Here is a 21,243-nt window from a genome sequence, read left to right as displayed (position 1 = left end):
TAGTAGGTAGCTAACATCTTATAATTTTGGTAATTGTATGTTTAAAACAATAACACTGCCGCGGGTTACCTTACGTTTAATAACTCACAAACATGGCGCAGCTTTGTTTGGTATTTTAAACCACCCATTAGTGTCTCAATATAACGATTACCAAACACCGCTTAGCCAGCAACAGGTAAAGCAATTAATACAAAACGATATTAGCGGCTATTTCGAAGGGGAAGTATTGCGCCTAGCAATTGAGCATAACAGCAATGGCCAATTACTAGGCTCGTGTGGTTTATACAAAATTAATACAGACACGCAAACGGCTTTTATAGGTTTTGAGCTACACCCAGATTTTTGGCAGCAAGGAATTATGCAAGAAGTGCTTTTAGGTTTTATGGCAGTAATGCCTGCATTACAATTAAAACATTTATATGCAGAGGTGAGTGCACATAACCAACGTTCACACGCTTTGCTAATAAAGCTAGGGTTTAAGCCAAAGTGTAGTGTACAAAATAGTGATAACAGTTCACTTTGGTGTAAATTATTATAGAGTTAACATGCTATAATAACCGGTCGAAATCTAAATATTACCTCTGCAATTACTGTAATTATTTATAAGTAAATACAGTAAAGAACACATCATACATTGTTGTGGAAAAGCAATATCTTTGCAAATGTATTAAGTTTATAAAATAGCAGGGCAGTAGTAAGCACCAAGCACCTTTATATTTATCTCAAATTACAATATCAGCGCTTAATACAGGTAAAACGAGATTATAACGACTTATCCGGTTCACTTAAATTACACATTGGAGTTAGGCGTGTTTAACCTTTATGTGGCTTTGGTTCGCACTTATAAAACGCTCTGCAAGTGTTGCAGCGGGTTTAGTAGTGGCAATAGCACTGTATTCGAGAGCTGTACAGTGAGGATGTCATTTTATAAAGCTTTACGACGTACACACGAAAATTCCGGTGCTATTACATTTTAAAAAAAATGATATAAGCGCAACTGTAGATGTATTTGTAAATATAGTTTTAAGCGCCAAAATAGACATTCAAAGCAGCATGGCTGAGTGGTGCAATAAACTTAAAAACAATAAAAAAGGCCTCGTTATACTCATAACCAGGCCTTTATAAAACTAACTTAGGTTTTAAAGTGTATACCTAAAACCAATTGCGATGCCATCATCTTCCGATTGTTCCATAAGTGCTTGTTGTTCTTTATTAGCACTTTCAAAGTCACCAAAATCTTTACGTGCCTCTATGTAAAGCTGGGTATTGTCGTCAAGTAAGTAATGAACACCAATAACGGCAAATTGACGCTTAAATACATCGTTAGGGTCGGCGTTAAAGTTAGGTTGAATTACGTAATCGTCGCCAGCATCAAAAAGGTTGTATGCAATAAAGGGTCTAAAGTCATTATCGAAACGGTAAGATACAAATGTTTCTATACCAACGGCTTCTTTAATTAAGCGACCCAGATTGTCGGTATCATGGTTTTCGTTTTTATTAATGTTAGCTGCAGCGTATAAACCTGGGGCGTTAATGTTACCCCAAATAATACCAGCGCCATAAATTATATCTTCTACTGAGCGAGTTGTGCCATCGCCAAAGTGTAAGTCAAACTCGCCGCGGTTAATACCAGCGGTTAACGTAAGCATATCGGTTACGTTATAAGTTACAGCACCACCAAAAGTGTAATTAAACTCTACTTTTTGTGCTGTCGCATCACCAGTTTCCCATTTAGTTTGGCATTGTGCTTCTGTAATATTGCTTACATCACAAGTGTAAAACTCACTGTTTTTTAGCTGTGTTTGTACGCTAAATTCAAAGTCGTTGTAAGTATTGCGGTATTGCAGTGTTTTATCACCGCGACCAGTACCATTTACTGCGCCATCGTCTTTATTATATGTGTAAACACCTGCTGCATTACCATCCCACACATAACTGTAGTTGGTGGCGTAAACAACATCGAACCACGAACCCCATTGTTTACCAATGGTAATTTGACCATATTTATCATGCGATAAGCCGGCATAACCTAAGCGGTTATATAAAAACTCATCTTGAATAGATTCAAAGCGGTTATTGTAAACAATATCACTGTTACCAACAGGGTTTACACCCCATTCAATTAAGGCCAGTGCTTCCCAATCATTTTTTAATTGGCGTTTAAAAGCAAAGTTAATACGCGAGGCACCATTTACTATTTCAGTTTGGTTTTGGGTATTGATCGCACGAACGTCAATATATCCACCGATAGAGACAGCATTTTTATCGTCTTTATAAACTTCTACTGCCGATACAGCTGGAGCCGCTAAAATACTAATGCTTAGTAGAGTTGCTAACTTGTTATTTATCATTTGTTGCCTTGTGTAAATTTGATGCTTTTTTATTGGGGTATATCTGTGGGGTTGAAGACTAACAAAGCAATAATATGCTCAAAAGTGAAAAATAATCACCCGCTATAAGTAAAATAAATAGTAAATATTCACCTAGGGTTAATTTTGTTTTTGTGGTGTTGCTTTTTTTAATGCTTTAAGTTGCTGAGTAGTTGTTTGGTATTAGAAATTAAAAAAATAAAGGTGAGTTTTTTTCAAGTTGGCTAAAAAGTGAAGGGTAGTGCAAAAGCTCTAAGTGGCTTTTATATCATCAATATATACAAAAATATTTTTAATAAAAACTAAATGCGACAAACAAGCTAACAAACAGGTTAAGCAGTTGTATTAAATAATTTCGCGGATGTTAACAGCGGCGAATAAAATTTAGTCAGCAAATAATTATTAATGAAATACACACCAGCCGAATGCTAACTGCAGTTATTTTGGAGACAAATATAAGGAAGTGTTAACTTTTGATAATTAAAATTTGTTTAATTGTGCAGCTATTTAATCACCTTGTAAGCGTGTGCGTTAAGTAATATTTCACAACTTAATTATAGTTATTAAAGCAGGCGCTTATTTGCGTATTTGGCCTTTAAACTTTCATAGAAAAAACGATGAATTTGGTTTAAACTGCGCGCAATTAAAATACATCATGTCTCCCTTGGAGGGTAGCGCTATTATTAGTACAGCTAACATCACCATGCAATTTGGTGCTAAACCATTATTTGAAAACATCTCAGCAAAATTTGGCGACGGCAACCGTTACGGTTTGATCGGTGCTAATGGTTGCGGTAAATCAACATTTATGAAAATTTTAAGTGGTGAGCTGGAGCCGTCTTCGGGTAACGTTAGCACTGATCCAAATGAACGCGTTGCTAAACTAAACCAAGACCAGTTTGCGTACGAAGAGTATTCTGTAATTGATACTGTGATCATGGGTCATAAGCAGTTATGGGAAATTAAACAAGAACGCGACCGTATTTACTCTTTAGCTGAAATGAGCGAAGCGGATGGCATGAAAGTAGCCGATTTGGAAACTGAATTTGCCGAAATGGACGGTTACTCTGCAGAATCTAAAGCGGGTGAGTTGTTATTAGGTGTAGGTATTGCTACTGAGCAACACTATGGCCCTATGTCAGAAATTGCGCCAGGTTTTAAATTGCGTGTACTTTTAGCACAGGTACTGTTTTCAGATCCTGAAATAATGCTACTCGATGAACCTACTAATAACTTGGATATTTATACTATCAAGTGGTTAGAAGATGTATTAAACCAACGCGATTGCACCATGATAATTATTTCCCATGACCGCCACTTTTTAAACTCGGTTTGTACTCACATGGCCGATATTGATTACGGTGAGCTGCGTATTTATTCAGGTAACTACGACGAATACATGTTTGCTGCAACGCAAGCACGTGAACGTCTGTTAAGCGAAAACGCCAAAAAGAAAAACCAAATTGCTGAACTACAACAGTTTGTATCGCGTTTTTCTGCTAATGCGTCAAAAGCTAAGCAAGCAACGTCGCGCGCTAAACGTATCGACAAAATTCAGTTAGACGAAGTTAAAGCGTCATCACGTCAAACGCCATTTATTCGTTTCGATCAAGAAAAACAATTATTCCGAAATGCGTTAGAAATGACTAACCTTAGCCAAGGTTTTGGCGACAACACTTTGTTCTCTGGCCTAGAAGGTTTAGTAGAAGTAGGTGAACGTATTGCTATTATTGGCGAAAACGGTGTAGGTAAAACAACACTGTTAAATACCTTTGCAGGGCGCTTAGCGCCTAAATCGGGTGAGTTTAAATGGTCTGAAAATGCCAATATTGGTTATTACGCGCAAGATCATGCAGATGAATTTGCCACCGATATGAACTTATTTGAGTGGATGGAGCAATGGCAGCAAGAAGGCGACGACGAGCAAGTCGTACGTAGCTTTTTAGGCCGTATGTTGTTCTCTCAAAACGATATTAAAAAGTCGGTTAAAGTAATATCGGGTGGTGAGCAAGGCCGTATGTTATTTGGTAAAATTATGATGCATAAGCCAAATATATTACTAATGGATGAGCCAACCAACCACATGGATATGGAATCTATTGAAGCACTTAACTTAGCACTTGAAGCCTACGAAGGTACTTTATTGTTTGTATCTCACGATCGCCAATTTGTATCATCGGTTGCTACGCGTATCTGGGAAGTTAAAGATGGTAAGGTTATTGACTTTAGAGGTACCTACGCTGAGTACCTAGCAAGTAAAGAAGCGTAAATAGCGTTTTATTGCTAACTTTAAAAAGCCATGTTTAACATGGCTTTTTTTGTTTTTGTTAGTCGCAATTTAATGACTTTTGGGTATAATACCCGCCATAAAAGCGGACATAAGTCCGCTAGTTAAAATAGTATATTACTGAGGAGTATTTATGAAAGTTGGCATTATTATGGGTTCTAAATCAGATTGGCCAACCATGGAACACGCGGCGCTCATGCTAGAAAAATTTGGCATAGAGTACGAAACAAAAGTAGTTTCTGCCCACCGAACTCCTCAACTACTTGCAGATTACGCAAGCTCAGCAAGCGACCGTGGTATTAAAGTTATTATTGCAGGCGCAGGCGGCGCGGCCCATTTACCGGGTATGGCAGCTGCATTTACCTCATTACCAGTACTTGGTGTGCCGGTTAAATCAAAAGCACTCAATGGTATTGATTCGCTACTTTCTATTTGCCAAATGCCTAAAGGTGTTGCGGTAGGTACATTAGCTATTGGCGAGCCTGGCGCAGCTAATGCAGGTTTACTTGCAGCGCAAATTTTAGGGTGCCAAAACCCCGAAATATTCGCAAAAATTGAAGCGTTTCGTAAAGAACAAACCGACACTATTTTAGCTAACCCTAATCCTGCAGAGTAATAATGACTATTTTAATTTTAGGTGCAGGGCAATTAGCACGCATGATGTGCCTTGCTGGCGCACCACTTAATTTAAACGTGGTTGCGTACGATGTAGGCAGCCAAAAAATTGTGCACCCACTCACAGGCGAAGTTTACTCAACAACACTAGAGCAGGCCATAGCAAGCGCAGATGCAATTACTGCGGAATTTGAGCATATCCCCGACGATGTATTAACACTTTGTTGTAATAGCAATAAGTTTTATCCGGGTAAATCGGCTATTAAAACCGGTGGCGATCGCCAAATCGAAAAAGCGCTATTAGATAAAACAGCTGTAGCGTGTGCACCGTATCAACTTATTACTGAAAAAGCGCACCTTGAACTTGCGGTTAAAAACCTAGGTAAACCCTTGGTTATTAAAACCTGCCAAGCAGGGTACGATGGTAAAGGCCAATGGCGATTAAAGTCTGATGATCAAATTGATGAAATTTGGGCTCAAATGTCTGATTTTATTGCCTCGGGCACAGAGCTTGCTCCCCATACTATTATTGCTGAAAAAATGATCCCGTTCGATCGTGAAGTATCTATTATTGGTGCACGCGATAAACACGGTAATGTTGCAATTTATCCGTTAACCGAAAACCAGCACACCAATGGTGTATTAACCCTGTCGGTAGCGGGTTTAAATAATAGCCATGTAGAGCAGCAAGCTATTGATGCTTTTACTAAATTAGCGAACGAGCTTAATTATGTAGGTGTGTTGGCAATTGAGTTTTTTGACGTTAAAGGCACTTTACTGGTAAACGAAATTGCCCCGCGTGTTCATAACTCTGGGCACTGGACACAGCAAGGTTGCCATTGTTCGCAGTTTGAAAACCATATGCGTGCGGTTGCAGGGCTGCCTTTGGGTAATACTGAGCTTAAACATGCCACAGCAATGATAAATGTGCTTGGCCAAGCCAGTATTCCTACTGCTGTTTTAGAAGTGACTGATGTAACTAGTCATTGGTACGGTAAAACAGTAAAACTAGGGCGTAAAATGGGGCATATTAATGTCTCTGCCCAAAGTCTACATCAATTAGGTGAACGCTTAGCTGAACTTAGCGAGTGTTTACCAGAACAAGCCTACCCAGGTATTTTAGCCACGAGTACATCTTTGATACTCAACTAAAAATAAGCAATAAATTGGGGGTTCTCAATTTATTGCTTAACACCAAGGCTACATCTATGTTTAATCATAAATACCGTAATGTTGTGTTTGCATTTTTAATGGCGCTATTAATGTCGGGCTTTATGTCTTTTGTGATCTCATTATTTAATGTGGGAATGGTCGATAATATTATAACGGTATGGCTTAAAGCATGGATATTTGCATTTTCTATCGCATTTCCTACCGTTATTCTGGTTGCACCTTTAGTACACAAATTAACTGATAAAATAATTCGAGCGTAATACCATGCCATTAACACTCAAAAAGCCATTGTTTTTAATTCTTTTAGCCTTGTGTATCACTCCTTTTATTGGTGCTGGCAGTGCACTGGTAATAGGCGCTGCTTTTGCTATGACATTAGGCAATCCGTTTGCCGAGCTTTCGCAAAAAGCCAGTAAGTGGATGTTAAAAGCAGCGGTGGTTGGGCTTGGTTTCGCCGTTGACTTTAATCAGGTAATTGAAGTGGGAAGCAGCTCTTTAGTGCTCACTATTGTGAGTATTACTGCGATAATTGGCTTAGGTGAAATACTTACCCAGGTGTTTAAACTTAACCGAAATACCGGCGTATTAATCTCCTTTGGTACCGCTATTTGCGGAGGCAGTGCTATTGCAGCTATGGCACCGGTAATTAAAGCAAAAGATCATGAAGTGGCTGTGGCACTTGGCGTAGTATTTATGCTCAATGGCGTGGGCTTACTCTTGTTTCCGGCCATTGGCCATTATTTTAATTTAACCGAGCAGCAATTTGGCATGTGGGCTGCTTTAGCTATTCACGATACCAGCAGTGTTGTTGGTGCATCTGCTACTTATGGCGCTGTGGCACTGAGCATTGCCACCACAGTAAAATTAACCCGCGCTATGTGGATCATTCCTTATACTGCGCTTGCTGGGGTGTTTTTACGCTCAGATGAAAAAGCCAGTATTCCATTATTTATTGTTGGCTTTGTACTCGCCGCACTTATTAATACTTATTTACCACAGTTTGCACCTGTATGGAGCGTTATTAATATAGTTGCTAAACAATTACTTATAGTTACATTGTTTTTAATTGGTAGTGGCTTATCATTAGCGGTGCTAAAACAAGCCGGACTTAAGCCCTTTATAATGGCAATTTTATTATGGATAGTGGTAAGTAGTGTTATTTTATTATTAATTTTAGATGGGTTGATATAATGAAAGGTAATTTAAGTAGTATTACTTTGGGTAGTGCGCTGTTTTGTTTACTGTTAAGCAACTACGCTGCAGCGGCTCAACAACTGCGTGTTGCCACCTTTAATGTAAGTATGGATGCAACTAACTATACGCCGAGAAAAACGCCTGTAAAAAGCGATTCTTTGGTTAGCGCGCTTAAAGCAGACCATTCACAAATTAAAAATATTGCCGAAATAATTCAACGCGTTCGCCCCGATATAATACTATTAAACGAGTTTGACTATGTACCAAAAGAGCAGGGCATAGCGTACTTTAAAAGCCATTATTTAAACGTGAGCCAAAATAATCAAGCGGCAATAGACTACCCTTATTTTTATATTGCACCGGTTAATACCGGTTTAGCCACTGAGTTTGATTTAGATAACGATGGTAAAAAAACAGGAAAAATGGGCGACGCTCACGGTTTTGGTTTTTTTGAAGGGCATTACGGTATGGCCGTTTTATCTCGTTATCCAATCGATTTTGATAAAGTAAGAACGCTGCAAACATTTAAATATAAAGATATGCCCAATGCGCAAATGCCTATCGATCCAACCACAGGCAAAAACTGGTATAACGAGCAAGAATGGCAAAACATTCGTTTAAGTTCAAAATCTTTTTGGGACTTACCTATATCGGTTAATAATAAAACGGTACATATACTTGCATCGCACCCAACCCCACCGGTTTTTGATGGCTTAGAGGATAGAAACGGCAAACGTAACCATGATGAAGTAAGGCTAGTTGCTGACTATATAAATAATGCCGACTATATTTATGATCATAAAGATAAAAAAGGCGGTTTAAATGCTCAGTCTCGGTTTGTTATTTTGGGTGACTTAAATGCCGCCCCAGAGGGTGATAAACAGCGAACTATAACCACAGATCAGCTACTTAAGCATCCGCTTATAAACGCCAGTTTTATACCGCAAAGTGCTGGCGCAAAAGAGCAATACCCACAGCACAGCCATGCTAAAAATTACAGTGCAAGTTGGCAAGCCAGGGTTGACTATGTTTTACCATCGCATTATGGGTTAAACATTATTGATGGCGGGGTATTTTGGCCAACTAAAAATAGCGAGCTATACCGCTTAATTAAAGACAGAAATGCGTCGAGTGATCATCGACTAGTTTGGCTAGATTTACGCTTAGAATAAGCAAGCTAACTCAGTTACACAGGCGTTTGTCTTAAAAAATTGCAATCACTAAAGTGCTTCTGCTTAAATACGGCTTAATTATAATTACCGTTAAGAAGCACTATGATTTTTAATATCTCATCGTCTAAAACATTAATAGCACTGGCTGTTGCCTCAAGTGTTTTTTTAGCAGGGTGTCAAGCAACTGCATCATCTTCGTCAGCTGCGCAAAATAATGTAACAACGTCTCCTGTTGCTGCTGTTGTAAATACCCCCGCCAATATGGGCTCTACTAAAATAACGTTAGAGCAAGCTATGGCTCATCCCGATTGGCTTGGGCGTCAACCCGAGCGCGCATTTTGGGCCAGTGATTCTGCTACCATTATTTATGCACGTAAAGAGCAAGGTAATGAGTTACGTAATTTATTTAGCCAATCAATTACAAGCCAAAGCGCAGAGCAAATAGCACTTAATAAACTACACACTGTGGGTGCAAATAAAGCTGTTTATTCAAAAAACAAAGCACTGCAAGCCTATGTGTTTGAAGGCAATATATTTGTAAAAAGCGTTACAACAGGTGCAATTCAACAAATAACGCATACCTCTAGCACTGAATCTAAACCACAATTTTTAAATGATGGCAGCTTAGCTTATCGTCAAGGTAATACATTTTTTAAAGTTGACTTAAGCTCAGGCTTAACCACTGAAATTGCTAATTTAAAACTGGCAGATAAGCCCCAGGGCGTTACAGAGCCAAGCAGTTATATTGCTAAAGAGCAGCACAAACTTATTGATTACATAGCGCTAACGCATAAAAACAATAAAGATAAACAAGCACGCAAAGCACAGCTTAAACAACAAAATAGCTCAATTGCTAATACTGAGTTTTATTTAGGTAAAGGTAATACTGTAAAAGACGTGCAGTTATCGCCAAATGGCGATGCTTTATTAGTGGTAGTGCAAGAGCATAGAGATTGGCGCGATGATAGCGATATAATGCCAAATTATATTACCGATGATGCCCGTATTGAACCTAAAAAAGCACGCCGCCGAGTAGCTGACGAAAAGTCGCAAACCTCAGAGCTGGTATACATTAATTTAAACGACAAAAGCCAAAATATCTTAGCCTTTGATACCCTACCTGGCTTTGATGAAGACGTATTAGCAGCGGTTAAAAAAGAAAACTATGCCCGCGATGGTAAAACGTATAAGTCGAAAAAAGCGCCGCGTGGTATAAATTTAATTAGCGATTGGGGCTGGGATCAAAGCCCAATAATTTGGAATGACGACGGTTCAAACGTAGCAATAATGCTAGAAGCGTGGGATAACAAAGATCGCTGGTTAGCAACCGTCGATTTTAAAAATAATAAGTTAGTGTCGCAACATCGTTTACATGACGACGCTTGGATAGCCTATGCTTTTAACGATTTTGGCTGGCTACACAACTCTAACACTTTATATTATTTATCGGAGCAGTCGGGTTACAGCCAGCTTTATAAAAAGCCGTTAAATGGTAAAGCAACAGCGCTAACAACAGGTAAGTTTGAAGTATCAAACCTTACGCTTACCGACGATAACAGTGCTATTTACTATAAAGCTAACGTTGAACACCCAGGCCTATACGAAATTTACCGTGTAAATCCACAAACCGGTAAAAATGAGCAAGTAACCGACCTAAACGGTATGACCGACTATACACTTAGCCCTGATCAAACCAAGCTGTTGTTAAAGCACTCAACAATTATGTTACCAACTGAATTGTATGTTGCTGATGCAAAAGCAAATACACAGGTTACCCGGTTAACACATACGGTTTCGGATGAGTTTTTAGCTAAAAAGCTAACAGCCCCTAAAATAATTGCAGTGCCATCTAGCTATACTGATCAACCTATTTACGCAAAAGTGTACTATCCGGCTGATTATGTAGAGGGCGAAGTGGGTAAAAATCGTAAAGCGGTTATTTTTAACCACGGCGCAGGTTATTTACAAAACTCGCACTTGGGCTGGTCTGGGTATTTTCGTGAGTTTATGTTTCATTCGTTATTAGCTGACGAAGGCTATGTAGTAATGGATATGGATTACCGCGCATCTAAAGGCTATGGACGTGATTGGCGTACGGCAATTTATCGTCAAATGGGTACCCCCGAAACCCAAGATTTAGCTGATGGGGTTAAATGGATGGCAGAAAATGCCAACGTAAATACGCAAGCTGTAGGCACGTATGGTGGCTCTTATGGCGGCTTTATGACCTTTATGGCGTTATTTACCGCGCCCGAATTGTTTCAAGCGGGTGCTGCACTTCGCCCCGTTACCGATTGGGCTCATTATAATGCGCCGTACACAGCAAATATATTAAACCATCCGGATGTTGATCCAATTGCGTATGAGCGCAGTTCGCCTATTTACTATGCTGAGGGTTTAAACAAACGCTTATTAATTAATGCGCCTATGGTTGACGACAACGTGTTTTTTCAAGATACGGTTAGATTAGTACAGCGTTTAATTGAGCTTGAAAAAGAAAACTTTGAAACGGCTATTTTTCCGGTAGAGCCGCACGGTTTTGTGCAGCCATCGAGCTGGTTAGATGAATACCGCCGTATTTATAAACTGTTTAAAGAAACTCTGTAACGATTAATAACAAGCTACACCTAAAACGCCACTTTTAAGTGGCGTTTTTATATTTAGTTTTTGTTTTTAATATAATTAATTAATAAAGGTGCAGCTAACAAAGTACCGCCAATAGCACCAATTAAATGCGCGTCAATTGCAACGGTTGAGTTTATAAGCTTACCAATATCGGCATTGGGGCCATTTAGCTGCTCAAATATTATTTTAAGCCACACCCCAATAAACAATAAATAACCCGATTTAAGCCCAAGCGTTATATCTTTAACTGCGCCCCAAATAATAACGCCATGTAACAGTGCACTTAGCCCAGTGTAAATATAAATACTTGGGCAAAACCAGTAAACGCCTAAGCCACACCACAGTGCCAATAAACTAATATTAATAGCGTAGCGTTTTGGCGACGTATATTCGCCATGCAGTAACCAAATTAAAATAATACCGCCGCAGTTTAGCGCCAAATGTGCCCAGTTAGCATGAACAAATTGGCTGCTAAAAACTCGCCATAACTCGCCCTGAGTAACTAAATCGCGATTAAATTCGAGTAACGCATTCAAATTAAATGTGGCAAAAGTAACGCTTAGCAGCATTAAAAATAAAGGAGGAAGTAAATAACGAGGTTGCACTGGTAAATTAAGCATTTAATTGTAATTTTTAGTATTAATTTTTGCATATTGTGCCTGTTTAACTTTAAGATGCCAATTAACTCCTGATAATTTAGGCTATTTACTCTTTATGAACTTTAAACATCACGCATTACTTGCTATTACATTATGTGCGACGTCTTTTCCTTTATTTGCACAGCCGCTTACTCAAATTGAAACGCGCGAACCAGAAGCCGCTACCGGCTTAGTCCATAAACAAGCGGTGAGTGGCAAAAAGTATATGGTGGTTGCAGCTAACCCGTATGCATCTCGTGCTGGGCAGCAAATATTGGCGCAAGGCGGCAGTGCTGTCGATGCTGCAATAGCAACGCAACTGGTACTGACTTTAGTAGAACCACAATCGTCAGGTATTGGTGGCGGCACCTTTATGCTGTACTACAACAAAGTAAACAACAAATTAACCAGTTTTGATGGCCGCGAAACCGCCCCAGAAAATGCCGACGAAACACTATTTTTAAATAAACACGGCAAAGCCGTGAAGTGGATTGAAGCTGTAGTAGGCGGACGCTCAGTAGGTGTACCAGGGGTTTTACATGCCTTTGCTAATGCACACAAACAATACGGTAAACTACCGTGGGCTGATTTATTTACACCAGCCATTGAGCTTGCAGAGCAAGGCTTTGAGGTTTCGCCGCGATTACGCGGTTTACTGCAGCGCCAATTGAACCCAGGCGTAATGAGTATGCCTGTTATTAATGACTACTTTTATCCAAACGGTAAATTAGTTGCGATAGGTAGCATTAAAAAAAATCAGCCATTAGCTAATTTGTACAAAGAGATTGCCAGTAATGGTATTGATGCATTTTATAAGGGCGCTAATGCCAAACAAATGGTCAATGCGGTGCAACATTCTAAAATAGCCCCGGGTAAATTAAATGAGCAAGATCTGGCTAACTACACCAGCAAAGAGCGCGAGGCGGTATGTATTGAGTACCGTGTTTATAATGTATGCTCTATGGCACCACCTAGCAGTGGTGGGGTAGCTGTGCTGCAAATGCTTGGTTTGTTAGAGCATAAAAACATGGGCGCACTACCAGCCAATGGTGAGCAAGCACTGCATTACTTTAGCCAAGCATCAAGAATTGCGTTTGCCGATCGGGATGTTTATATGGGCGATCCCGATTTCACCCAAGTACCCACCAAAGCATTATTAAATAAAGACTATATAGCCACGCGCGCAAAACTCATTACCGAGCAAGATATAACGGCCGTTGCCGGTAACCCAGTTGATTACTTAAGTTATGCAAAAGATGACTCGTTCGAATTGCCATCAACCAGCCATGTGTCGATTGTAGATAGCCAAGGCAATGCGGTCTCTATGACCAGTTCAATAGAAATGGCTTTTGGCTCTACGGTAATGGTAAATGGTTTTATTTTAAATAATCAGCTGACTGACTTTTCATTATCGCCGCGTAAAAACGGCCAGCTTGTGGCAAACCGAGTTGAAGCTGGCAAGCGCCCGCGCAGCTCTATGTCGCCAGTAATGGTATTTAATAAAGATGGAAGTTTACGTTTGGTTGTCGGATCTCCTGGCGGAAGCCGTATTATTAGTTACGTTGCGCAAGTGGTAATTGGCGTGCTTGATTGGGATTTATCTGTTCAAGAAGCAATTAATCTACCCCGTACTACTAATCGTAACGACTACACTAGCCTTGAAAAAGGCACTGCGCTTGAAGCATTAGCGCCAGCACTTAGCAAGCGTGGTCATAATGTTAGAATTTTAGATTTAAACTCTGGTTTACATGCAGTTGAAGTAAAAAACAACACATTAATAGGCGGCGCCGATCCACGCCGTGAAGGGGTGGCTTTGTCTGATTTAACTGATAAAAGCGCCACTTTAAAATTCTAAATTATGTATAATACAAATGCGCTAAGCTATTGTTTAAAATTAGCGCATTTATATATTCTCAATGGTCTGACAAGGTTAAATAGCATTGCAATTTAGTCTTTAACACCGATAATGGCAGATCATAACTTAAGACTAAGTAAAGCTTGGAAATATGACTACAAATACCGATCCAAATTACCTTTATATTCATCATTCTGGCCCTGGCCTTCTTGAAACGCCATTACTCAATAAAGGCAGTGCATTTAGCCAAAAAGAACGCGAAAATTTTAATATTGCAGGTTTACTGCCTCCTCGTTATGAAACAATCGAAGAGCAGGTAGAGCGTTGTTACCAGCAGTATTCTAGTTTTACCGACAATCTTAATAAGCATATTTATTTACGTGCAATTCAAGATAATAACGAAACACTTTATTATCGTTTAGTGCGTGATCATATTGAAGAAATGATGCCAATTATTTACACCCCAACTGTGGGTGATGCCTGTGAAAAATTCTCAGATATATATCGCAGCGCACGTGGATTATTTATTTCATATGAAAATCGTTTTCAAATAGACGACATTTTACGCAACGCCACCAAAGGTAAAGTAAAAGTAATTGTGGTAACCGACGGTGAACGCATTTTAGGCTTAGGCGACCAAGGTATTGGTGGCATGGGTATTCCTATTGGTAAGCTATCTTTGTATACCGCATGTGGTGGCATTAGCCCTGCGTATACTTTACCGGTAATGCTAGATGTGGGTACAAATAACGAGAAGCTATTAAACGATCCTATGTATATGGGTGCGCGTCATAAGCGTATTACTCAAGCTGAGTACGATGAGTTTTTAGACTTATTTATTAAAGCAATCAAGCGTCGCTGGCCAAATGTATTACTACAGTTTGAAGACTTTGCGCAGCCAAATGCAATGCCACTGCTGAAACGTTACCGCAATGAAATTTGTAGCTTTAACGACGACATTCAAGGTACAGCTGCTGTAACTGTTGGCTCATTGCTTGCCGCGTGTAGAGTTAAAAACCAGCGCCTAGCGGATCAAAAAGTAGTATTTGTTGGTGCTGGCTCTGCTGGTTGTGGTATTGCTGAGCAAATTGTAAGCCAAATGGTTTTTGAAGGTATTAGCGAAGCGCAAGCACGCAGCCAGGTATTTATGGTTGACCGCTTTGGTTTGTTATCGGAAGGTATGGAAGGTCTGCGCGACTTTCAACAAGTTTTAGCGCAACCACAAGCTCGTTTGAGTGAATGGACATACAGCGGCGAATTTGCGTCATTGCTTGATGTAATGCATTGCTCTCAACCAGATATTTTAATTGGTGTTTCGGGCCAACCTGGTTTATTTACCGAACAAGTAATACGCGCTATGTATTCAGGTTGTGCACAACCTATTATTTTCCCATTAAGTAATCCATCTAAACAGGTAGAAGCACACCCAATAGATATTATTAACTGGACCGACGGTAAAGCACTTGTTGCTACAGGTAGCCCATTTGCCCCAGTTGAATATAATGGTGAAACTTTCTCAATTCCGCAGTGTAACAATAGTTATATTTTCCCGGGAATTGGTTTAGGTGTTATAGCTGCAAAAGCAACGCGTATTACAGATGCTATGTTAAGTGTTTCTAGCGAAATGCTGGCTGAATCATCGCCGCGTGCAAATACTGGCAAAGGTAGTTTATTACCGGCACTTACAGAAATTGAAACCCTAAGTAAACGTATAGCATTTGCTGTAGGCAAAAAAGCGATTGAAGAGGGCGTTGCTCTTGATATTTCTGACGACGCACTATGGGCTGCTATCGATAAAAACTACTGGTTACCTAAGTACCGTAACTATAAGCGCAGTAGCATTTAAAGCTGTAACTTAGTGTTTAGTAATAATTAAAAAACAGGCTACGGCCTGTTTTTTGTACTTGTTCATCTGTAATTAACCACTTAAAGTGTTTAATACGCTTAATATATAGCAAACTGTAAAACATTAAGCGTATTAAATTAGTGACCAATAAATGATTGCGTATTTAATAAAGTTAGTAACATAGCCAGGTATGATGGTTAATATAAAAGGATTCACTTATGAAAACGTTTACTTTATTGTTAGGCGCAGCACTTAGCTTTAATGCATTTGCTGCGGCCACACCCGATGCACCGCATATTTATGTTAAAGGTGAAGCAACAATTACCACCATGCCAGATCATGTATTATTAAATGTTGGCATTACCGAAATAGATAAAGATTTAATTGCTGCAAAAAATAAAACCGATATAACCATGGCTAAAGCAATAAAATTAGTAACAGCATTAGGCGTAAGTGATGCAGATATTAATGCCGGGCAAATATCAATAAACCGAGAAAGCCAATATAATCGTGAAAGCGGTGAGCAACAATTTAAAGGTTTTAGAGTTAGCAGATCTTTAACGGTTAAGCTTAATGCCATTAATAAATATCCTGAGTTACTACAAAACTTAGTAAACAATGGTATTAACGAAATTAACCATACGCGCTTTTTAGCAAGCAATTACGATGAACTCTACAAAAAAGCGCAAAACCTGGCTATAAAAGACACTCGCGATGCAGCTAAAGAATTTAGCAGTGAGTTTGGGGTAGAGTTAAAAGGCTTATATAGCGCATCTATGCAGCCATTAAATGTGCAATCGGCCCCTTATATGCGCGCCGAAAAAGTGATGATCTCAGATAGTACACCGAGCAATTATGTACCCGATGCCTATCATGCAGGTGAAATAACCATAACTGCATCTAGTTATGCAGTTTATTATATAGATTAAGCTTATAACTTACTGGCGCTTAAAACGTGTCAGTAAGTTATCACCTTGTTGTTCACTAATCCGGGCAATTGATTTAAGCATATTATTAATTTCCTGCCTGTCGTACTCATTCGTTACATGCTCGTTAATGTCATCAACAATAGCATTTAAATAATTAAATAAACTTTCCCGTGCCGCTGAATTTTCGTGAGCAACAAATAATATATTTTTAAATGCTTCTAACACATTGGTCATTACGTACGCATCGCCTTTAGCGTAATTACGTAGCGGGGTAAAATTATCATGCAGCAATTCATCAAAGCGAGTTTCGTGTATATATAATAATGGCGTATCCTTGCTGTGTTTAAAGCTGTAATTAATATCACTTATTGAAAGTCGTTTAATTAATAAAATACTTAACATATCAATGGCTTTAACTGCGGTACCCGGATCGTTTATGCCTGGGCTCATCGCCTTAACGGCTATTTCTGATATTTGCGTTAAACCATAACGATAATGGTCGCTAATATATTCTTCTATATAAAAAATAAAGCAGCTTAAAATTTTAGTAATTAACTCATCATTGCTTGAAATATCTTTATTGCACTTTAAAAATGGATAACCTTTAACTGTGAAATAACCTTGTTTTACAGTGATATAAAGCTCAATTTCTTCTGTAGATAATAAGGCGCAAAGCTTATCAGTGTGCACCCCTTTGTAGTAGCCTTCAGTTTGACTATTTATAGAATACCAATCAGTAAAGTCGGGGAGGTTTTTAAGCGGCGCTTCTTGCTGACTTTTAATAATGGTTTTAATTTCACTTTTTGTTTGGCTAAATAAACCATTTAAAACATTATCTACTTGAATAGCGCGAGATATAGAGTGAATAAAAAATACAAATAGCCCCAACGAAATCAAACCAAAAATAAGCGCAAATAATACCCCAAGTGCCGGTATAGCCATGGCGCCATTCTCGAGTTTATTAATATTTATGAGCATAATTACTGAGTAAATAATACTGCCTAAATAAAAACCTAATACCAGTTGGTGAGATTTACGGGTAATTAATCCAGGTACTACGCGCGGCGATAAACTGGCACTGGCTGAGTTTAACACCACCATTACCATTGAAAAACTAAACACAGTTAACGAAATAATACTGCCAGCTAAGGTGCTTAAAACGGTTCGGGCATTTTCGGCGCTATCGACTAATACCACAGATATAAACGACTTTAGCTTTTCAATAATGGGCATATACTCAACCGACATTGTAATAACCGCAAAGGTTAAAAATGCAATTGAAAGTAAAGAAGGATAAAAACCAATGCTATTTATCATTTCTCGATAATTGTCGGCTACTTTGCGAGGTACAAACATAAAATCCTTATGCTTTATTGTATAAGAGTATTATTAATACTTTAGCATAGTTGTAAACTAAACTTCTGATAATGAACGTTAATTTGTGTGTTATTATTGCCAAAAATATTAGGATAATACTGTGATCATTTCAACATACGCTGCATTACTTGCATTTTACTATATTTACTTAAGCTTTAACGTAATAAACGTGCGCAGAGCAGCGCAAATATCACTTGGTGAAGGTGAAAATCCACAGTTGCAACGGGCAATTCGTGCCCATGGTAATTTTATGGAATATGTACCGTTTGCAATTATTTTGCTTTTTTTAGCAGAATATCAGGGGTTAGCGAGCCATTATTGCCATGCACTTGGTGCAATGCTACTTATAGGCCGTGTTTTCCATAATTTTGGCATAGTAGAAAAAAACTTAAAGTATCGCCAAATTGGTGTCATAGCAACATTTTTAACTATGCTTATTAGTGCTTTAGTTATTTTATTAACCCGCTTTAGTTAAATTTAATAGTATGAATAACAAAATATTTATTATTGGTTTACCGCGAACAGGCACTACAAGTGTTTGCCATGCCTTTTTAGAGTTTGGTATACCAACAGCGCATACTGCCTACACAAACAATTGTTTTGATAACGCCCATGCAATTGCCGACACGCCAATTTTTAATGATTATAAAGCCCTCGATAAGTACTATCCTGATGCAAAGTTTATTTATTTAGAGCGTGAGCTTAACGTATGGCTACCATCAATAAAGCAATTATTATTACGTATGCACACTAATTTAACGCGCGCTGATGGTGGTTTTAATATTCATATAAAGCATTGCTATTTAAATACATTTAGTAATTTAACGATTGATAATATAAACGATGATAGTTACTTAACCCATTGTTATAACACGCATATCAATGATGCTAAAAATTATTTTAAACACCAAGAGCAACGTTTTTTATCAATAAATATAGCAAAGCCACAAAGCTACAAAGTGCTCTGTGATTTTTTAGCGATTAAAAGTGATAAAACAGATTTTGAAAAAATGAATATGGGCGGCAAAGTTACAGCCTGGAACGATATAAAACATCCGCTTAAAGTTGAATCAACGGCAAAAGGGCGCATAGATAAACTGTTACGCTACAAGGTTTAACTTTGCAGGCTTAGGAGCATGATTTTTTGCCTAATATACGCTAAAATCTGCGCATTATTTTACACCTTGTTATAAGTAGTACAGAGCATGTTTGAATTAAAATACCACACCCCATTTGAATGGACCGAAGTTGTTCTTGATGATTTCGATACTTTTTTACAAGACCACGCCGCAGCCGAAAAAAAAGCATCGGGTATGGCCATGTCTATGCTGTCGCATTACCCAGATAAACGTAAACTGGTTACAGCCATGGCAGACTTAGCACTTGAAGAAATGATTCATTTTAAAGAAGTGCTGAAAATTTTAATCTCACGTGATGTAAATTTAGGTGACGACAAAAAAGACCCTTATATAAAACAAATACGTGCATTATTTAGACACGGACGCGACGGTTTTTTAATGGACCGGTTATTAGTCGGTGGTGTTATTGAGGCAAGAGGGCATGAACGCTTTTCTTTAGTGGCGCAAGCGTTACCAGAGGGCAAAGAAAAAGAGTTTTACATTGCGATTGCCGAATCAGAAGAAAAACATAAAAACTTATTTGTAGAACTAGCGTATGAGTATTTTGATAAAGAAGAAGTAGATATACGCCTAGAAGAGCTACTAATAGCCGAAGCTAAAATTTGTGAAAGTATTCCATTTACTGCTGCACTACATTAGTTTGAGCTGTTAATACAAAGCCCTTAAAAGCGCTAAATTTATATTTCGCGCTTTTTTATTTGTACAATCACGCCAAATTTACTAATAATTATGATTGGAGAGCCTTATGATTAATATATTTTCAAAATATAAAGTAATACCAACAACAGCAGGTATTTTATTTATGCTGTCATCTACATCGCTTGCTGCATCATTAGCGTGTAGTGATTTGACTGGCTGTGAAAAAAAGTTTTTCGAGATAGAAAGCCAGCTTGCCATAGCGAAGGAACATGGTAATAAGTACAAGGTTGAAGGATTGAAAAAAGCATTACATGCAGCAAAAAGTAACTGCAGCGAAAAAACCTTGAAAGAAGATTTACTAGAAAAAATAAACGATGCTAACAATGATATTGCTGAATATGAAGAAGATCTGCTAGATGCTAAACAAGCAGATGAAAGTGATAAAGTGAGTAAGTATCAAAAAAAGATTACAGCAGAAAAGCTTAAACTAAAGAATCTGAAAGATGAGCTTGGCAAAATTAATTAAATCACCTGTGGTTCTACTTGCTGTTAATTTAACGCGTTAGGTTAATGGCAAGTGTACTGCGAATAGTATCGGATTAACCATCATATTTAATTACATTATTACGCAACAATAACTATATACAGTGCAGGGCACTTCAATATTTAAAACTAGCCTAAGTTAAAATACACTTAAAAATTATACTTAAAAAGTCACACTTATAAATAGCCATCAAACATTATGGAAACCTGCTTTCCATTACTCTGCTTTATACCAACTGTCCTTCAACAACTTAGAATTTCATAGTTAAAACCACTATCAGCAGGGAGTTTTAGTTAAAAACCAAGCGCATTACTGTGATAAACATAATTACAGCTCAATTTAACATAATTTAAGCGACTAATAATTAAACTAAATATGACTAAAACTGAAAATTAAAACCCTACATAATAGGCTATTTAAAGCACCTGCTTATAAAACGAACTAAACTAGCTGGTTTATTACTGTTAATAGCGGTGATTTTGTAAAACTAGCTATGTAAATACAGGTAAAACCCATGTGTTTAACAGTGATAAACCAGAGCTTCTTTATAATAAACTATTACAACTGATGATAACTAGAGTATTAGCATCTGGCATATCAATGTAAATATTATATACGCGCAGTTGCTCATGTATAACGGCAAAGAAGCTGGCATAGAAATAGATAATGTTAGTTAGCTTAGTTGTTAGAATTGAAATAATAGATAGAATAACGCGATTAACTAGGTTTAATACTGAAGCTTATTTATAGGCGTTAATAATCACTTAGTTAAAATTATAGTTAAGTAAGGCTACTAACTATATTAAGATGATAAGCAATATTTAGTAAATAGCTGAATTCT

The 21,243-nt window shown here is 38.2% G+C and carries 18 protein-coding genes; 15 read left to right on the top strand and 3 right to left on the bottom strand.

From position 1 onward, the window contains the following. Positions 1-37 precede the first annotated feature (37 nt). Entirely contained in the window at positions 38-538 is a 501-nt protein-coding gene (locus PTRA_RS08415) for a GNAT family N-acetyltransferase (protein ID WP_058373431.1), read from the top strand. Positions 539-1,139: 601 nt separating this feature from the next. Here the strand turns inward: PTRA_RS08415 and PTRA_RS08410 are convergent. After that, entirely contained in the window at positions 1,140-2,351 is a 1,212-nt protein-coding gene (locus PTRA_RS08410) for a porin (RefSeq protein ID WP_058373430.1), read from the bottom strand. Positions 2,352-3,048: 697 nt separating this feature from the next. Between PTRA_RS08410 and PTRA_RS08405 the strand changes: the two genes are divergently transcribed. From PTRA_RS08405 to PTRA_RS08375, 7 genes are all read left to right on the top strand, one after another. After that, positions 3,049-4,638 carry an ABC-F family ATPase gene (locus PTRA_RS08405; protein ID WP_080516828.1) on the top strand — a complete coding sequence of 530 codons (1,590 nt, stop codon included), beginning with the start codon at positions 3,049-3,051 and terminating at the stop codon, positions 4,636-4,638. Between the two features lie 151 nt (positions 4,639-4,789). Then, complete coding sequence (purE, locus tag PTRA_RS08400) at positions 4,790-5,272, top strand: 5-(carboxyamino)imidazole ribonucleotide mutase (protein WP_011328251.1); 483 nt, start codon at positions 4,790-4,792, stop codon at positions 5,270-5,272. A 2-nt stretch (positions 5,273-5,274) separates the two neighbouring features. Continuing rightward, the gene (locus PTRA_RS08395) at positions 5,275-6,423 is read left to right on the top strand and encodes a 5-(carboxyamino)imidazole ribonucleotide synthase (protein ID WP_058373429.1); all 1,149 of its coding nucleotides are present in this window, start codon (positions 5,275-5,277) and stop codon (positions 6,421-6,423) included. Positions 6,424-6,479: 56 nt separating this feature from the next. Then, positions 6,480-6,704, top strand: coding sequence for a DUF2798 domain-containing protein (locus PTRA_RS08390; protein ID WP_058373428.1), 225 nt, complete (start codon positions 6,480-6,482; stop codon positions 6,702-6,704). Positions 6,705-6,708: 4 nt separating this feature from the next. Further along, a complete protein-coding gene (locus tag PTRA_RS08385; RefSeq protein WP_099046590.1) occupies positions 6,709-7,635 on the top strand; it encodes a YeiH family protein in 927 nt (308 codons plus the stop codon). Further along, the gene (locus PTRA_RS08380) at positions 7,635-8,810 is read left to right on the top strand and encodes an endonuclease/exonuclease/phosphatase family protein (protein WP_058373427.1); all 1,176 of its coding nucleotides are present in this window, start codon (positions 7,635-7,637) and stop codon (positions 8,808-8,810) included. Before PTRA_RS08385 ends, PTRA_RS08380 begins: the two co-directional genes overlap by 1 nt. Positions 8,811-8,912: 102 nt before the next feature. Beyond that, positions 8,913-11,417, top strand: coding sequence for a S9 family peptidase (locus PTRA_RS08375; RefSeq protein ID WP_058373426.1), 2,505 nt, complete (start codon positions 8,913-8,915; stop codon positions 11,415-11,417). Positions 11,418-11,470: 53 nt separating this feature from the next. Here the strand turns inward: PTRA_RS08375 and rrtA are convergent, their stop codons facing one another. Continuing rightward, positions 11,471-12,055 carry a rhombosortase gene (gene rrtA, locus PTRA_RS08370; protein WP_058373425.1) on the bottom strand — a complete coding sequence of 195 codons (585 nt, stop codon included), beginning with the start codon at positions 12,053-12,055 and terminating at the stop codon, positions 11,471-11,473. A 94-nt stretch (positions 12,056-12,149) separates the two neighbouring features. Between rrtA and ggt the strand changes: the two genes are divergently transcribed. From ggt to PTRA_RS08355, 3 genes are all read left to right on the top strand, one after another. Beyond that, positions 12,150-13,928 carry a gamma-glutamyltransferase gene (gene ggt / locus PTRA_RS08365; protein WP_058373424.1) on the top strand — a complete coding sequence of 593 codons (1,779 nt, stop codon included), beginning with the start codon at positions 12,150-12,152 and terminating at the stop codon, positions 13,926-13,928. A gap of 151 nt (positions 13,929-14,079) precedes the next feature. Beyond that, on the top strand, positions 14,080-15,774 hold the full coding sequence (locus PTRA_RS08360) for an NAD-dependent malic enzyme (protein WP_058373423.1): 1,695 nt from the start codon (positions 14,080-14,082) through the stop codon (positions 15,772-15,774). A gap of 218 nt (positions 15,775-15,992) precedes the next feature. Beyond that, a complete protein-coding gene (locus tag PTRA_RS08355) occupies positions 15,993-16,703 on the top strand; it encodes an SIMPL domain-containing protein (RefSeq protein WP_058373422.1) in 711 nt (236 codons plus the stop codon). 9 nt (positions 16,704-16,712) lie between these two features. Here the strand turns inward: PTRA_RS08355 and PTRA_RS08350 are convergent, their stop codons facing one another. Further along, the gene (locus PTRA_RS08350; protein WP_058373421.1) at positions 16,713-18,059 is read right to left on the bottom strand and encodes a DUF2254 domain-containing protein; all 1,347 of its coding nucleotides are present in this window, start codon (positions 18,057-18,059) and stop codon (positions 16,713-16,715) included. A gap of 121 nt (positions 18,060-18,180) precedes the next feature. On the opposite strand from PTRA_RS08350, the gene PTRA_RS08345 reads away from it, so the two are divergent. From PTRA_RS08345 to PTRA_RS08330, 4 genes are all read left to right on the top strand, one after another. Continuing rightward, positions 18,181-18,555, top strand: a complete 375-nt coding sequence (locus tag PTRA_RS08345; RefSeq protein ID WP_011328240.1) for an MAPEG family protein — start codon at positions 18,181-18,183, stop codon at positions 18,553-18,555. 10 nt (positions 18,556-18,565) lie between these two features. Then, positions 18,566-19,198 (top strand): sulfotransferase, encoded by a 633-nt coding sequence (locus PTRA_RS08340; protein WP_058373420.1) that lies wholly within the window; start codon positions 18,566-18,568, stop codon positions 19,196-19,198. Between the two features lie 87 nt (positions 19,199-19,285). After that, positions 19,286-19,858, top strand: coding sequence for a MiaE family protein (locus PTRA_RS08335; protein ID WP_011328238.1), 573 nt, complete (start codon positions 19,286-19,288; stop codon positions 19,856-19,858). A gap of 106 nt (positions 19,859-19,964) precedes the next feature. Next, positions 19,965-20,384 carry a DUF1090 domain-containing protein gene (locus tag PTRA_RS08330; RefSeq protein WP_069188189.1) on the top strand — a complete coding sequence of 140 codons (420 nt, stop codon included), beginning with the start codon at positions 19,965-19,967 and terminating at the stop codon, positions 20,382-20,384. Positions 20,385-21,243 lie beyond the last annotated feature (859 nt).

The sequence above is a fragment of the Pseudoalteromonas translucida KMM 520 genome (assembly GCF_001465295.1).
GTDB lineage: Bacteria > Pseudomonadota > Gammaproteobacteria > Enterobacterales > Alteromonadaceae > Pseudoalteromonas > Pseudoalteromonas translucida.
This window is presented reverse-complemented; position numbering and strand designations above follow the sequence as displayed.